We start from the raw sequence: 13,978 nt of genomic DNA on the forward strand, positions 1-13,978 counted from the left end.
CCAGCGGCACGGCACCGGCGAGCCGGTTCGTCCGCTGTCCTGACGGTCCTGCCGTTCCATCGAGCCAGGTCCACGCTGGACGAGCTCACCGCCGCTACGCCGGTTCACCTGGCGATGCGCCTCGCGACGACGGCGCCGGCGAGCAGGAGCACGACCGCCCCGGCGATCCATGCCCACACCGGCACGGTGGCGCGGCCGTCGGGCACCGCGGCGGCGACTCCGGCCGGTGCGGCGTCGTGCGGGGCGGGCGTGCCGGGGCCCGCGGCGGCGAGGGTGAAGGGGTAGGAGCCCGACACGGGGTGGCCGTCCTGGGACACGATGCGGAACGAGACCGTGTAGGCCCCCGCCGGACCGAGTGGTCGCAGGGCCGTCGTGACCCGGCTTCCGGCCACAGTGGCCGGTCCGGCCGCCCACTGCGACACACCGTCCGGCCCGGTCACCGTGATCTCGTTGAACCCGTGGTCGACCGGTTCGTTGAACTCGAGCGTGACCGCCGAGGGCGCCGTGGTCAGCGTCGCGTTCGCGGCGGGGTCGCTGCGCACCAGCACGTTGTGGGCGTCGGCGGCGGGCGCGCCGCCGAGCAGCAGCAGGGTGACGACGAGAGCCAGGCCCGCGATCCGGGCGGACACATCGAAAATGCGTGTCATGCGTTTCCCATCCGGGAAGTGGAACGAATCCTGCCGAGGCTAGCGGCGCGCACCGCGTGACCGGCAACCCTCGCGTCGTAAACACGGTATTAATTGCTTCTCACCGCCGGTACCGGCCCGCCCCTCGCCACGACCGGCACCATCGGCGTTTCCCGGGTTCGCCGATCCAGTGTGGACAGCTGAATCGCGTACCTCACCGCTGCGGCGCGGCCGCCGCGGGAACCGTTTACCCCTGCTTCACACAGTGATCACCGGGTGAAACACGGCGCCTGGTCTGATCGTCCCCCATCGGACGGCATTGGCCCGAACGGACTACCACCGAGGCAAATTCCCGCCGTCGGCGTTGACGTCGGCACAGCGGCATCAGGCGTTACGGCGGTGCGGAAATCCGCCGGATTGAGGGGTAATCGCTCGTGGGAGCAGGTATCGACCTACGCCGCGACCAAGTGGTCGCGGCCATGCTGGTCACCGGCGTCGTCGTGGTCGTCGGGTACGCCTCGGGCCTGGGCCTGAGCACCAGCGCACCGGCCGCGAACAGCGCCGGGCCGGCCCAGACGCAGTCGCCGGCGCCGCATCCGCAGACACCGGTGACCGGGGATCTGCCGCAGGCGCAGGTCCCCGACCTCACCCTGCCGGGCACGGATCTCACCGCCCCGCCCGCGGATCCGGTGGCCGACGTCCCCGGCTCGGACAGCGTGGTTCCGGTCCTGCCGGTGGTCCCCGGAACGCCGGCGCCGGCGCCCGGCACACCGGTCGTCCCGCCCGCCACCCCCGGCGCTCCGGTGCCCGTCTGCCTGCCCGGACTGGCCCAGAACGTCGTGGACACGGCGAACACGGTGGTCACCGGGCTGCCGCTGGTCGGCGACCTCACCGGGACCGCCGGTCTCACCCAGAGTCCGGACGGGACGGACCCGGGGTTGCTGAACACGCTGCTCTACGGCGTCACCGGCTACTGCGCGCCGCCACCAGGCGAACCGGCCCCGACCACCTTGGGCGTGACCTCGGACGTGCTGCAAGGCGCGGTCGCGCCGCGGGTCACGTCCCTGCTGGGAGGCTGAGGTGGACCCCACCAAGGCGCTCTACGTCGCCGCCCGGGCGGTGGACTACCTGGGCATGACGCTGTTCCTCGGCGGGGCCCTGTTCCTGGCCGTCCTCTGGCCCGGCGGCGCCGACCAGGGACGCGCGCGTGGCGTGCTGACCACGGGGTGGGTGCTCGGCGTGCTGGGCACGGTGACCGCGATCGGCCTGGAGGGCGCGTGGATCGCCCAGCGCCCGCCCGGGGATCTCCTGGACTGGGATCTGATCACCCAGGTGCTCGACGTCCACTTCGGACAGGTCTGGTTCGCCAGGGCGATGCTGTGGCTGCTCGCCGGGGTCGTGCTCGCCCAGGTTCTGCAGCGCGGACGGTTCGCGGCCGGCTCCCTGGCCTGGCGGGCGGGCGCCGCGGCGGTCGGGTTCGGGCTCCTGCGCACCACCGGGATGACCGGCCACGCCCCGGAAAGCGCGCGCCCGGTCCTCGCGCAGTTCGCGGACTTCCTGCACGTGTTCGGCGTCTGCGCGTGGCTCGGCGGCCTGGCGATGCTGCTGTTCGGCGTGCTGTCGCGGCGGCGCCCGGAGGAGCTGGCGGTGGTCGTGCCGCGGTACTCGAAACTGGCGATGGCCTCGGTCCTGGTGATCACCGCCGCCGGGGTCGCGCTGGCCTGGCAGACGCTCGGCCACCCCGGGAAGCTGCTGACCACGAGCTACGGCCGCACCCTGCTGGTCAAGATCGTGGTGCTCGCCGCGGTCCTGCTGATCGCCCAGGGCAGCAAGAACTGGGTCCACCGCCGCCTCGACTTCGCCGTGGTGCTGCGCGGCGCCCCGTCGGCGGTGCGGCCGTTCGTCTATTCCGTCGCGGCGGAGACGGTCCTCGTGATCGTCGTGGTCGCCGCGGCGGCCCAGCTCGTCACGGCCAATCCGGGCCGTTGACGGTCTCCCGCGGACCGGCCGCCCCGGCCGGACGCTGAAATCAGGTGAAAGGGAACTCCACCATGGAACCTCAGGACGAATCCCCGCGCACCCGGCGACGGCCGGTGTGGCTCGTCGGCGTCGCCATCGTCGCGCTGGGCGGGGTGCTGTTCAGCCTCGCGTCCCTGCAGTCCGCGAAGTCGAGCCCGCCGGCCGCCGCGGGTGTGGACCAGGGCAACCCGGTCGCCGTCGCGCTGTACCAGAGCATGGCGCAGGCCGAGTCCACCCAGGCGCAGTCGAGCGGCGTGGAGATGATGAACTTCGCGTTCTCGCCGGCGTCGCTGACCGTTTCGGTCGGTGACACGGTCACGTGGACCAACCACGACAGCGCGCCGCACAACGTGGTCGTGACCGACGGTCCGGTGAAGTTCAGCTCGCCGCTGATCCAGCAGGGTGAGACCTACAGCTACACCTTCACCCAGGCCGGCGAGTACTCCTACTACTGCTCGGTGCACCCGGACATGAAGGCGACGATCACCGTCACCGGCGGCGGTTCCACCCCCACGACGGAGCCGACCTCCACGCCGACCTCGAAGCCGACCGCGTCCCCGTCGACCTCGAAGCCGAGCAGCTCGCACTCGATGCCGTCGTCGTCCGCGCCGGCCGGCTCGCCCGGCTGCGTCAGCACCAGTGTCCTGACCCCGATCATGGACCACATCAAGGCCGCGCACCTGGAGACCTCGCCCGGTCAGCAGGTCGCCGACATCCTCAACCTCGACCAGTACATCAAGACCCACACGGTGTGGCTGGAGCAGGTGCTCGCGCCGGTGCTCGACGGTGACGCCGACCAGGTCGTGAAGGACACGCTGCAGCCCATCGTCGACCACATCAAGGCGGCGCACCTGGAGACCTCGCTGAGCCAGCAGGTCACCGACGCGCTGAACCTGGACCAGTACCTCAAGACCCACACCGTCTGGCTGGAACAGGTCCTCACCCCGCTGCTCGGCCAGGTCACCTGCTGAGCGGCTCACGCTGACGGTGGCCCGGCCGAGGAACGGTCGGCCGGGCCACCGCCCCCATTGTCCCTGATTTCCCCAGGAGGTCACCGATGTCGCAGGACACGGTCGTACTGGAAGTGACGAGCGCGCTGCCGCTGCCCGGGCGGTACGAGGTCAACCCGGACCGGGTGGTCGTCGAACCGTCGAGGAGGTTGCTGCGCGGGCGGTTCGCGGTGCGCGGTGGCCATCTCGTGCTCGGTGTGGAGCCGGAACTCGAGCTGACGCTGGCAACCGGCTCGCTGCGGACCAACGTCGCCGGGCTCGCCCGCGCCCTCACCGGGGAAGGCGGGCTGTGCGCCGCGGAGAACCCGGTCCTGACGTTCCGCAGCACGTCGATGGTCGTGGCGGACGACCGGTCGGTCGACGTCGCGGGCAGGCTCGAGGTGGGCGGGTCGTCGCGGGAGGTGCGGCTGTCCGGCCAGATCACCTACGCCGACGAGCTGGCCGCCGTGCTGTGGCTCAAGGGTGCGGTGCTGCCACCGCGACGTCCGGTGAGGTCCGGCTCGCGGATCGCCCGGCGCCTGGCCGGGCGGCGCCTGAAGCTCGAGGTCGCCGTGGAGTTCGTGCGATGAGGGTGCTGCTGGTGGCCGTGCTCGCGCTGGCGTCGTGTTTGTTCGCCGCACCGCCCGCGGGGGCCGCGTCGCAGGCGGTGATGATGGAGGGCTACGCGTATTCGCCGTCGTCGTTGACCGTGCGCGTGGGCGACACCGTGACGTGGACCAACCACGACCAGGCCCCGCACGACGTGGTGACGACGAGCGCCCCGGTGGCGTTCAAGAGCGCGATGCTGTCGCAGGGCCAGAGCTGGAGCTACACCTTCACCACCCCGGGCACCTACTCCTACTACTGCTCCGTGCACCCGGACATGCGCGCCACGATCGTGGTGCAACCCGCCCCGGTCGCGGCGGCCCCGGCGAGCACCGCCCCCAGGACGAGCACACCCAAGGCCACGCGGTCCCCCAGCGCGGCGGCACCCGCGGCGCCGGCGCCGTCGATGTCGATGCCCCCGGCGGCGGAGTCGACAACCGAGGCAACTACGGCGCCCGACCCCGCCGTGGCCAACCCCGCCGTGGCGGCTCCCGTCACACCGGCGAGCACGACCACCACACTCGACCCGAAGCTCGTCGTGGCCGGTGTCGCCGCCGGGATCGCCGTGCTGTGCCTGCTCCTCCTGGTGTCGCGCAGGGAAACATAAGTGCCCCCAGCGGCCTCCCGGAGCTCGTGCCTCACATCGCCTGGCGCTGCAGTGGGCGAGCGGCACGAGGTTCGCCCACGTGCACGAGCACCAGGCCCGTGCGCGCGGCGAACTCGTGAGCTTCCCGGGGGCCGGCGAGGAGAACGGGATCGCTGGGGCTGACGAGCGCGCAGCTCGCGACCACGGGGCGCAGTCCGGCGCGCCCGGCCAGCGCGAGGGCCGCCGGCAGCACACCGGCCATCGTGTCCGCGGTGACCCGCACGGGGATCACGTGCCCCGGGCGGGTGAAGTCGCGGGGCGTGCTCGTCGGCGCTGCCAGCAGGCTGATCGTCCGGGCGCGGTCGGCCGCGGAAATGCCGGTCGTCGTTCCGTGAGCAGCGTCCACGGCGACGCAGTCGCGCTCGGGGGCGCCCCGGCTGCCGGGCGGGTGCATCACCGGCAGGTCGAGCCGGTCGGCGTCGTCGTCGCTCAGCGCCACCCGGAGGAAACCCGTGCCGTGACGAACCAGGAAGGCCACCGCGTGGGCGGAGGCGCGCTCGGCGGCCAGCACCAGCTCGGCCCGCGGTCCACCAGTGCTCACCACGACGATCGGACGGCCGAGCGCCAGCGCGCGGGTGGCGGCGAGGTCGGTGCTCATCGCGTCTCCAGTGCGCGCACCGCGCTCAGGTGGAAGATCAGCGGGTCGTGGCGGTCGTCGACGCGCGTGCCCAGCACCTCGAACAGGACGATGTCGTGGTCGCCGGCGGGCACGGTCCGGTGGACCCGGCAGTCCAGCCACAGCGGCGCCCCGGCCAGGAACACCGCCCCCTCGGGCGAGGCCTCCCAGGTGGCGCCTGCGAACCGGTCGACGCCGCGGGCCGCGAGTGCGGCGCTGAGCTCAGCGTGCTCGGCGCCGAGCACGCTGATGCCGACCCGCCCGGCGGCGGCGAGCCGCGGCCACGTGGTCGAGCCGTGGCCGATGCAGACCGACACCAGTGCCGGATCCAGCGACACCGAGGTGAACGAGCTCGCGGCCATGCCCACGGGGCCATCGGGCCCGCGGGCGCACAGCGCGGTGACGCCGCTCGGAAACCGGGCGAACGCCGACCGTAGCGTGAGTTTGCGTTCGGCCGGGTCCAGCGCCAACGGGTGAAGGACGAGTGTTTTCACACCACCAGGCTTCCCCCGCGTCACGGCCGTGTCTGTGACCTGCGTCCGGAGCCGGCGAACCGGACCGCGAGTTGACGGACGCAGGTCACAGACACGATCGTCCTTCCTGGCGAGGATCGCTGAGGTCACGGCCTGAGACACGGCAGGAGGAGCATCGATGTGGATGCGGCGGAGTTGGCGGGAGAGGCCATGAGCGCGGGGCTTTTCGCCGAGACCAGTGACGGTGTCCGGCTGCACGTGACCGACACCGGAAGTGGTGTCCCGGTGCTCTTCCTCCACGAGTACGCGGGCGACCACCGGAGCTGGTCGCGGCAGGTGGCCGACCTCCAGGACGACCACCGGTGCATCACCTACGCGGCGCGCGGCTACCCGCCCTCCGACGTCCCGGCGGACCCGTCGGCCTACTCCTGGCAGCGCGCGGTCGGCGACGCGCTCACCGTGCTCGACGCGCTGGAGGTGGACACCGCGCACGTGGTCGGGCTCTCGATGGGCGGGTACACCGCCCTCCAGCTGGGACTGCGCCACCCCGACCGGGTGCGCTCGATCATGGCGGTCAGCGTCGGGTCCGGTTCCGACCCGGCCACCCGGCCGGCCTACCTGGCGGAAACCCAGATCGTGGCCGACCAGCTCCGCACGCGGGGAGCGGGGTTCGTCGGCCGCAAGTTCGCCGAAGGCCCCAGCAGGGTGCAGCTGCAGTACCACAACGAGCCGGCGTGGCACGAGTTCGTCGAGCAGTTCGCCGAGCATTCCGCGGAAGGGCTGGCGCTGACCATCCTCGAAGTCCAGGGCCGCCGGCCGTCCCTGCACGACCTGGCCGACGAATTCCGGAAATTCCCGGTCCCCCTCCTCGTCGTCACCGGCGACGAGGACGAGGCCTGCCTGTCGACCGGACTGATGCTGAAGCGGACCGCACCCGCCTGCGGACTGCACGTGCTGCCCAACAGCGGGCACGTGCCGAACCTGGAAAACCCCCGGCAGTTCAACGACATCGTCCGCCGGTTCGTCCGGTCCGTCGAAACGGGCGCGTGGCCGGAACGGGACCCCAGGTCGCGGTTCACTTCGCAGTTCGGCCTCGACCAGCCCCGGTCCGGAGAGCCGGTGGCCGCGGAATGAACGGCGCGCAGATCCCGGCCGCCGCGCTCCAGGCGTGGTCGAAGAGCTTCCTGTCCGGACAGGATCCGGAGATCCGGGACGCGCTCCTGGCGGACAGCCACGTGGTGACCTACACCGCGGGCACCGTCATCTGCCGGGGGAACGAGGACTACCGGGTGACGCTCGTCCACAAGGGACGGATTCGCGCGAAGGTGACGTCCTGGGACGGCCGCGAGGTCACCACGCGGTACGCGACCACCGGGCACTTCACCGCCCTGCCCGCGATGCTCACCCACGGCGCGCCGTCGTCGCTGGAAGCGGTGACGCTGTGCGAGGTGTCGGTGCTGAACCCCAGCACCTTCCGCCGTCTCATGCGCACCCGTGCGGAGCTCGCCTACCAGGTCGCGGTGTACCTCGCGGAGTCCACCTACGAAACCGTGGCCTACCTGGAGGACAACCTGTTCAACTCCGTCCAGCAGAGGCTGAGCCGGCACCTGCTGGAGATGGCCACCCCCACCGTGAAGGGACTGCTGGTGCAGACCGACCAGACCGATCTCGCGCACACCATCGGATCCGTGCGCGAGGTCGTCGCGCGTGCCCTGAAGAAGCTGGACGACATCGGGGCGATCCGCCGCTACCGGCGGCAGATCTGGATCGAGGACCCGGCGCTGCTGAGGTCGTTCGCGTCGACGGATCTGCGGGGCCGTCGCCTGCCCGAAACGAGGGACAAGTGAGCCGGTACCCGATCGACGAGGAGCTGGGGCCGTCGATCGCCGCCCTGCCCCGCATCGACCGCACCGACGTCGCGCAAGCCCGCCGGATCGCATCGAGCCGGTACGGCCCGGCCGGTCCGGTGGAGGGCGTGACCGTAGAGGACCGCTCCTGCACCAGCACGGACGGGCACGGCGTCGAACTCCGCGTGTACCGGCCTCACCGCCGCACGAGCGGCGGGGCGGTCTACCACGTGCACAGCGGTGGGTTCATCCTGGGCGATCTGGACATGGGCCACCTCCGCAACGCCGAGATCGCGCGGGAAACCGGCGCGATCGTCGTCGCGGTGAACTACCGGCTGGCTCCGGAGTGGCCGTTCCCGGCACCGCTGGAGGATGTCTACAGCGGACTGGTCTGGCTGCACGACCACGCCGGCGAGCTGGGGATCGACCCCTCCCTCGTCGTCCTGCACGGGGTGAGCGCGGGCGGTGCGCTCGCGGCCGCGACCACCCTTCTCGCCCGAGACCGGAACGGGCCGGTGATCCGCTTCCAGTTCCTCAAATCGCCGGTGCTGGACGACCGGCTCAGGACGGCGAGCAGCAGAAGGTTCACCGACACTCCCGCGCTGAACCGCCGGGACGCGGAGATCTGCTGGTCCGCGTACCTCGGCGGAGCCACCAGCGCGGTGTCGCCCTACGCCGCCCCCGCCCGCGCTGCGGACCTGACGAACCTCCCGCCGGCATACGTCTCCATCGCCGAGTTCGATCCGCTGCGCGACGAGGGGATCGACTATGCGCGGGCACTGCTGGCGGCGGGGGTTCCCGTCGAACTGCACCTGTTCCCCGGCACCTACCACGGCTCCGGGGCGGTCCGGGAGGCGGCGGTGAGCCGGCGGGAGCTGTGCGAAGAGGTAGCGGTGCTGCGGAAGGTCCTGGAGCCGGCGGCGACACCACGAGACGACGAGGGGAACCGAGCACATGTCTGAGGCGAGCGTGACGACCGGGCCGCCGGCGCGGCAGCACTTCCTCAGCGGAGTGCGGGTCCTGGACATCACCGGCGCACTGGCCGGCCCCTACTGCACCACCATCCTGTCCGACCTCGGCGCCGAGGTCATCAAGGTGGAGCCGGTGGACGGGGACTCCCTCCGGCGGCGGTTGGTCGGGCCGGAACAGCGGCCGCTGCCGTTCGACCTGATCCACCGCAACAAGCGCAGCCTCGCGGTCGACATCAAGACCGAGCGGGGGCGGCACCTGGTCCGGGCGCTGGCGCGCCGGTCGGACGTGCTGGTGGAGAACTTCCGGGTCGGCGCGCTCGCCCGGCAGGGACTGTCCTACGAGGACCTCAAGGGCGACTGCCCGGACCTGGTGTACTGCTCGATTTCCGGCTTCGGCCAGTTCGGGCCGATGCGGGACGCGAAAGGCATCGACCTGGTCGCCCAGGCCTACGGTGGCCTCCTCAGCGTCACGGGCAGCACGAGCGGGGAGCTGGCGAAGGCCGGTTACCCCATCGGGGACCTCGGGACCGGCATGTGGGGCGCCATCGGGGTGCTGGCGGCGCTCCACCGGGCCCGGGCGGGACTCGGCGGCGCCCACATCGACGTGTCCCTGGCGGACACGATCGCCGGGTGGTCGCTGTGGGAGGTGGCCGATTTCGCCGGGACCGGCGAGCCACCGGGCCCACTGGGCACCGCGCACCGGCTCACGGCCCCGTACGAGGCGTTCACCTGTGGGGACGACGAGGTGCTCGTGATCGGCGTGACCGAGCGGTCCTGGCGGGCCTTCTGCGGCGTGCTCGACATCGACCTCTCCGGCGACGAGCGCTTCCGCGGCGAGTACGCCCGCTTCGTCCACCGCGAGCAGCTCGCCCGGCTGCTCCAGGCCCGGTTCCGGACGGCGCCGAGGGACATCTGGATCGAGCGGCTCCGTGAAGCGGGGGTGCCGTGCGGGCCGGTCAACACCGTTCCGCAGATGCTGGACGACTCCCAGTACGCCGCCCGCGAGATGTTCCCCAGCGACGTCGAGCGGTTCGGGCACCACCGCATGGTGAACACGCCGCTCATCGCGGACGGCGCACCCCGCGCACACCGGAAGGCACCCGAACTCGGGCAGGACACCGTCGCGCTCTTGGCGGAGCTGGGCATCGGCGACCACGAAATCCGGGCACTGGTGCGGGATCGGGTGGTCGGCGACGCCGCGGCGTCCACTCCGGACACGAAGGCCGGTTGAGGATGAACGATCCGATGCGTCTGGACATCGTGGACCGGGTCGCCCGGCTCACGATCGACCGGCCGGAGAAGCGGAACGCGATGTCGGGCGCCATGTGGCAGGCGCTCCTGCGGCACGTCGGCACGATCAGCAGGACGCCCGATGTCGCGGCGGTCGTGCTGCGGGGCACCGGAGGCAGCTTCTCGGCCGGCGGTGACCTGGCCGAGTTGACCGCGCCGGATCCGGACCACGTCGCCGGCTACCGGCGCCTGGCGGAGACGGCGGTCCTGGCGCTGACGGAACTCGCGCCACCCAAGCTGGCGGAGATCGACGGAGCGTGCTTCGGCGCGGGGTGCAGCCTCGCGCTCGCCTGCGACGTGCGGATCTGCTCGCCCTCGGCCCACTTCCGCATACCCGCGCTGGGTCACGGCCTGACGTACGAACCGGTTTTCGTGCGGCGGCTGGTGCAGGCCGTGGGCTCCGGTCCGGCGGGTCTGCTGCTCTACGGCGGGGAACACTGGACCGCCGCGGAAGCCACCGCCTACGGCCTGGTCGACAGGTGCGCCCCGGACGCGGCGGCCGCGGTCGAGCCGATCCTGGCCTGGCTGCGCGGCGCGGACGGCGAAGCCATCGCCTCGACAGCACTGTCCATCAGGGCCGTCTCACGGTCCCGGTAGGAAAGGTCACCATGGATCTGCAGTTGAAGGGCGCCCGGGCGGTCGTCACGGGAGGATCCCGCGGGCTCGGGCTCGCCATCGCGCGCGGTCTCCTCGCCGAGGGCGCCCGGGTGGCGCTCGTCGCCAGGGACGAGCAGCGTCTCGATGCCGCCGCGGACGGCCTCCGCTCCGGCGTCCCGGGCGCCGAGGTCCTGGCTGTCCCGGCGGACACCACCGACGACGCCTCGGTGCGGGCCATGGCCGAGCGGGTCGTGGCCGCCTGGGGCGGTGTCGACGTGCTGGTGAACGCCGCGGCCCAGCCCTCCTTCGCCTCCACTCCCCCGCCGCTGGCGGATCTCACCGACGACGAGGTGCGGGCGGACTTCGACACCAAAGTCCTCGGCTACCTCCGGTGCGCCCGCGCCCTCGCACCGCACATGGCCGGCCAGGGGTGGGGACGGATCGTGAACATCTCCGGTCTGAACGCCCGCCGCACCGGGTCCGTCTCCGGGACGATCCGCAACGTCGCCGTCGCCGCCCTCACCGCGAACCTCGCCGACGAACTCGGACCGCACGGGATCGGGGTCACCGTGGTGCACCCGGGCCTGGTGGAAACGGAACGCACGCCGCGCCTCGTCGCGGACCGGGCCGCGGCGAGCGGGCTGAGCGAGGAGCAGGTGCGCGACCAGCTGGCCGCGACGACGAGTCTGCGTCGTCTCGTCACCGCGGAGGAGGTCGCGAACGTGGTCGTCTTCCTGTGTTCCCCCCGAGCGGCCGCCGTAACGGGCGACGCAGTGTCGGTGGCGGGCGGCAACCGCGGCGCGGTGCACTACTAGCTGGTGGTGCCGTCCCCGGCCGGGGGCGGCACCACCAGCACTACGCCCAGTGGAACCGGCGCAGTCCGTCGGCCGTGATCAGGCGGCCGAAGGACAGCTCCGGGAAGTGGGCGGGGGCGAACGGGTCGCCCGAAGCGGCCAGCTCGTCGGCGATGCGTTCGCGCACGGCGTTGGCCGCGGCGCGATCCACGTCGAACATCCCTTCCCACTCCGGGTCGGTCAGCTCGCCCACCGTGTGCACCACGTCGCCGAGGAGCAGGGCGCGCTCTCCGGCGTCGCTCACCACGAAGACGGTGGAGCCCGGGGTGTGCCCCGGCGCCGGCCGCGCGAGCAGACCGGGCACCAGCTCGGTCTCCTCGTCGAACGTCTCCAGCCGTCCCTCGATCGGGGCGAGGGTTTCCTGCAGCACCGGATCGGCCGTGGGGCCGGTCATGAAGTAGGCCCAGTCCGCCGCGTGCACCCGGAACGTCGCGCGCGGGAAGGTCACCCTCCCGCGGACCGTGGACCAGCCGACGTGATCCGGGTGCAGGTGCGTGAAGACCACGTCGGTGACGTCGTCGAGCGCGACCCCGGCGCGGCGCAGGTTCGCCGGCAGCCAGCCCGTCACGAACCCTTCGTGCGCGAAGTCGTCACCCGCTCCGGCGTCGACCAGGATCGTCCGGTTCCCCAGGTGCACGAGGAACGCCCCGATGTCCATGTGGATCCGGCCGTGCTCGTCCAGCGGCTGGTGCTCGCAGGTCCAGCGGAACTCACGCCGGTGGGTCACGGTGTTCTCGATGGGCAACCGGGCGGTGCCGTCGAGGATCGGGACGATGTCGACGTTTCCTACCTTCATCAGTTCCTTCCCGCCGGTCCGGTCAACCGCGCACGCGCAGGGCCTCGCCGGACCATTCCTTCTCGCGCAGTTCGTACTTCTGCACCTTGCCGGTGGAGGTCTTGAGCAGTTCGGCGACGATCTCGACCTCGCGCGGCGCCTTGTAGCGGGCGATGCGCGACCGCACGTGCTCGATCAGCTCGCCCTCGGCAGGGTTGCGCCCCGGCCGCGGCACCACGAAGGCCTTGGGCCGCTCACCCCACCGCGGATCCGGGACACCGATCACGGCGACCTCGAGGACGTCGGGGTGCGCGGCGAGGGCGTGCTCGACCTCGATGGTCGAGATGTTCTCGCCCCCGGAGATGATCACGTCCTTGGCCCGGTCCCGCAGCTCGACGTAGCCGTCCGGGTGCATCACCCCGAGGTCGCCGGAGTGGAACCAGCCACCGGCGAACGCCTTGGCCGTGCCCTCCGGATCGTTGAAGTAGCCCCGCATCACGGTGTTGCCGCGCATGACGATCTCGCCCATGGTCCGCCCGTCCCGGGGAACGTCGCGGAAGTTCTCGTCCACGACACGGATCTGGTCCGCCTGCAGCATTCCCACGCCCTGCCGAGCCCGCAGCTCCGCCCGCTCCTCGGGCGCCAGGTCGTCCCACGCCCGCTGGTACTCGTTCACCGTGTACGGGCCGTAGGTTTCAGTCAGGCCGTAGACGTGCACGACCCGGAAGCCCATCCGTTCCATCCGCAGGATGGTGGTGGGGCTCGGCGGCGCGCCCGCGGTCGTGACGACCAGCTGGTGGTCGAGCTGGTGGGCGCGGTCGGCCCCCATGATGGTGGTGACGACCGTGGGCGCCCCGTTCAGGTGGGTGACCCGGTGCCGGTCGATGAGCTCCCACACCGCGTCCCCGCGCACCTCCCGCAGGCAGATCTGGGTCCCGCCGGCGGCGACGAGAGCCCACGTCGTGCACCAGCCGTTGCAGTGGAACATCGGCAGCGTCCACAGGTAGACGCTGTCCGCGTCGTGCCCGGAGTGGAAGATCTCGCCGAAGGAGTTCAGGTACGCGCCGCGGTGGGTGTAGACCACGCCCTTCGGGCGGCCGGTCGTGCCCGAGGTGTAGTTGATCGAGATCGGCGATCGCTCGTCGCCGACCGCCCACGCCAGCTCGTCCTCGTCGTCCGCCGCGCCGGCGAGGAGGTCGCCGAACGCGACCGCGCCGGGCACCTCGACGGTCGCCCCTGGCCCAAGCGGGTCGGCCGCGACGGCGATCGTGCGCACCGTTTCCAGCGACCCGGCGATCGGAGCGACCGTGGGTGCGTACTCGGCGTCGAGGACGAGCACGGTCGCGCCGGAGTGATCGAGGATGTAGCGGACCTCCTCGGGTGCCAGCCGGGTGTTGATCGCGACCAGCACCGCACCGGCCAGCGGCACGGCGAAGTGGGCGGCGAGCATCTCCGGCACGTTGGGCATGAGGTAGGCGACCCGGTCGCCCGGCCGCACCCCGGCGGCGCGCAGCATCCGCGCCCGCTGCTCCACTCGCGCGGCGAACTCGGCGTAGGTCCAGGTCTCGTCACCGTGCACGACGGCGACTTTGCCGGCGTGCACGGTCGCGGACCGTCTCAGGAACGACAGGGGTGTCAGTTCGGTGATCCAGGTGTCCATGCGTGGGTT

Annotated in this window: 16 protein-coding genes; 11 read left to right on the forward strand and 5 right to left on the reverse strand. The window is 72.0% G+C overall.

Annotated features, from left to right (window positions below; all coding sequences use genetic code 11):
* Positions 1-104 precede the first annotated feature (104 nt).
* Positions 105-647 carry a copper resistance CopC family protein gene (locus tag IE290_RS06805; RefSeq protein ID WP_191243571.1) on the reverse strand — a complete coding sequence of 181 codons (543 nt, stop codon included), beginning with the start codon at positions 645-647 and terminating at the stop codon, positions 105-107.
* Positions 648-1,060: 413 nt separating this feature from the next.
* Between IE290_RS06805 and IE290_RS06810 the strand changes: the two genes are divergently transcribed.
* The 5 genes from IE290_RS06810 (at position 1,061) to IE290_RS06830 (ending at position 4,847) form a co-directional block, all read left to right on the forward strand.
* On the forward strand, positions 1,061-1,705 hold the full coding sequence (locus IE290_RS06810) for a hypothetical protein (RefSeq protein ID WP_191243572.1): 645 nt from the start codon (positions 1,061-1,063) through the stop codon (positions 1,703-1,705).
* A gap of 1 nt (position 1,706) precedes the next feature.
* Positions 1,707-2,615, forward strand: coding sequence for a CopD family protein (locus tag IE290_RS06815; RefSeq protein ID WP_229874267.1), 909 nt, complete (start codon positions 1,707-1,709; stop codon positions 2,613-2,615).
* A gap of 62 nt (positions 2,616-2,677) precedes the next feature.
* Positions 2,678-3,616: a cupredoxin domain-containing protein gene (locus tag IE290_RS06820; protein ID WP_191243573.1), complete on the forward strand. Its 939-nt coding sequence runs from the start codon at positions 2,678-2,680 to the stop codon at positions 3,614-3,616.
* 86 nt (positions 3,617-3,702) lie between these two features.
* Positions 3,703-4,224, forward strand: coding sequence for a YceI family protein (locus IE290_RS06825; RefSeq protein WP_191243574.1), 522 nt, complete (start codon positions 3,703-3,705; stop codon positions 4,222-4,224).
* A complete protein-coding gene (locus IE290_RS06830) occupies positions 4,221-4,847 on the forward strand; it encodes a cupredoxin domain-containing protein (RefSeq protein WP_191243575.1) in 627 nt (208 codons plus the stop codon). The genes IE290_RS06825 and IE290_RS06830 overlap by 4 nt, the downstream gene beginning before the upstream one ends.
* A gap of 31 nt (positions 4,848-4,878) precedes the next feature.
* Here IE290_RS06830 and IE290_RS06835 read toward each other — a convergent pair whose 3' ends face one another.
* Positions 4,879-5,484, reverse strand: coding sequence for a 3,4-dihydroxy-2-butanone-4-phosphate synthase (locus IE290_RS06835; RefSeq protein ID WP_191243576.1), 606 nt, complete (start codon positions 5,482-5,484; stop codon positions 4,879-4,881).
* On the reverse strand, positions 5,481-5,996 hold the full coding sequence (locus IE290_RS06840) for a flavin reductase family protein (RefSeq protein WP_191243577.1): 516 nt from the start codon (positions 5,994-5,996) through the stop codon (positions 5,481-5,483). The genes IE290_RS06835 and IE290_RS06840 overlap by 4 nt, the downstream gene beginning before the upstream one ends.
* A 189-nt stretch (positions 5,997-6,185) precedes the next feature.
* Between IE290_RS06840 and IE290_RS06845 the strand changes: the two genes are divergently transcribed.
* Genes IE290_RS06845 through IE290_RS06870 form a run of 6 tightly spaced genes read left to right on the forward strand, consistent with a single transcriptional unit; the run spans position 6,186 to position 11,495 of the window.
* The gene (locus IE290_RS06845; protein WP_191243578.1) at positions 6,186-7,109 is read left to right on the forward strand and encodes an alpha/beta fold hydrolase; all 924 of its coding nucleotides are present in this window, start codon (positions 6,186-6,188) and stop codon (positions 7,107-7,109) included.
* Complete coding sequence (locus tag IE290_RS06850; protein ID WP_191243579.1) at positions 7,106-7,822, forward strand: Crp/Fnr family transcriptional regulator; 717 nt, start codon at positions 7,106-7,108, stop codon at positions 7,820-7,822. Before IE290_RS06845 ends, IE290_RS06850 begins: the two co-directional genes overlap by 4 nt.
* Positions 7,819-8,784, forward strand: a complete 966-nt coding sequence (locus IE290_RS06855; RefSeq protein ID WP_229874269.1) for an alpha/beta hydrolase — start codon at positions 7,819-7,821, stop codon at positions 8,782-8,784. The genes IE290_RS06850 and IE290_RS06855 overlap by 4 nt, the downstream gene beginning before the upstream one ends.
* Complete coding sequence (locus IE290_RS06860; protein WP_191243580.1) at positions 8,777-10,024, forward strand: CaiB/BaiF CoA transferase family protein; 1,248 nt, start codon at positions 8,777-8,779, stop codon at positions 10,022-10,024. Before IE290_RS06855 ends, IE290_RS06860 begins: the two co-directional genes overlap by 8 nt.
* Positions 10,025-10,038: 14 nt before the next feature.
* Positions 10,039-10,680, forward strand: coding sequence for an enoyl-CoA hydratase/isomerase family protein (locus IE290_RS06865; protein ID WP_191243581.1), 642 nt, complete (start codon positions 10,039-10,041; stop codon positions 10,678-10,680).
* 11 nt (positions 10,681-10,691) lie between these two features.
* Positions 10,692-11,495, forward strand: a complete 804-nt coding sequence (locus IE290_RS06870) for an SDR family NAD(P)-dependent oxidoreductase (RefSeq protein WP_191243582.1) — start codon at positions 10,692-10,694, stop codon at positions 11,493-11,495.
* Between the two features lie 40 nt (positions 11,496-11,535).
* Here the strand turns inward: IE290_RS06870 and IE290_RS06875 are convergent, their stop codons facing one another.
* A complete protein-coding gene (locus IE290_RS06875) occupies positions 11,536-12,330 on the reverse strand; it encodes an MBL fold metallo-hydrolase (RefSeq protein ID WP_191243583.1) in 795 nt (264 codons plus the stop codon).
* A 22-nt stretch (positions 12,331-12,352) separates the two neighbouring features.
* On the reverse strand, positions 12,353-13,969 hold the full coding sequence (locus IE290_RS06880; RefSeq protein ID WP_191243584.1) for a long-chain-fatty-acid--CoA ligase: 1,617 nt from the start codon (positions 13,967-13,969) through the stop codon (positions 12,353-12,355).
* Positions 13,970-13,978 lie beyond the last annotated feature (9 nt).

The organism is Amycolatopsis deserti, assembly GCF_014653945.1.
In the GTDB taxonomy this organism is placed as follows: Bacteria; Actinomycetota; Actinomycetes; order Mycobacteriales; family Pseudonocardiaceae; genus Amycolatopsis_E; species Amycolatopsis_E deserti.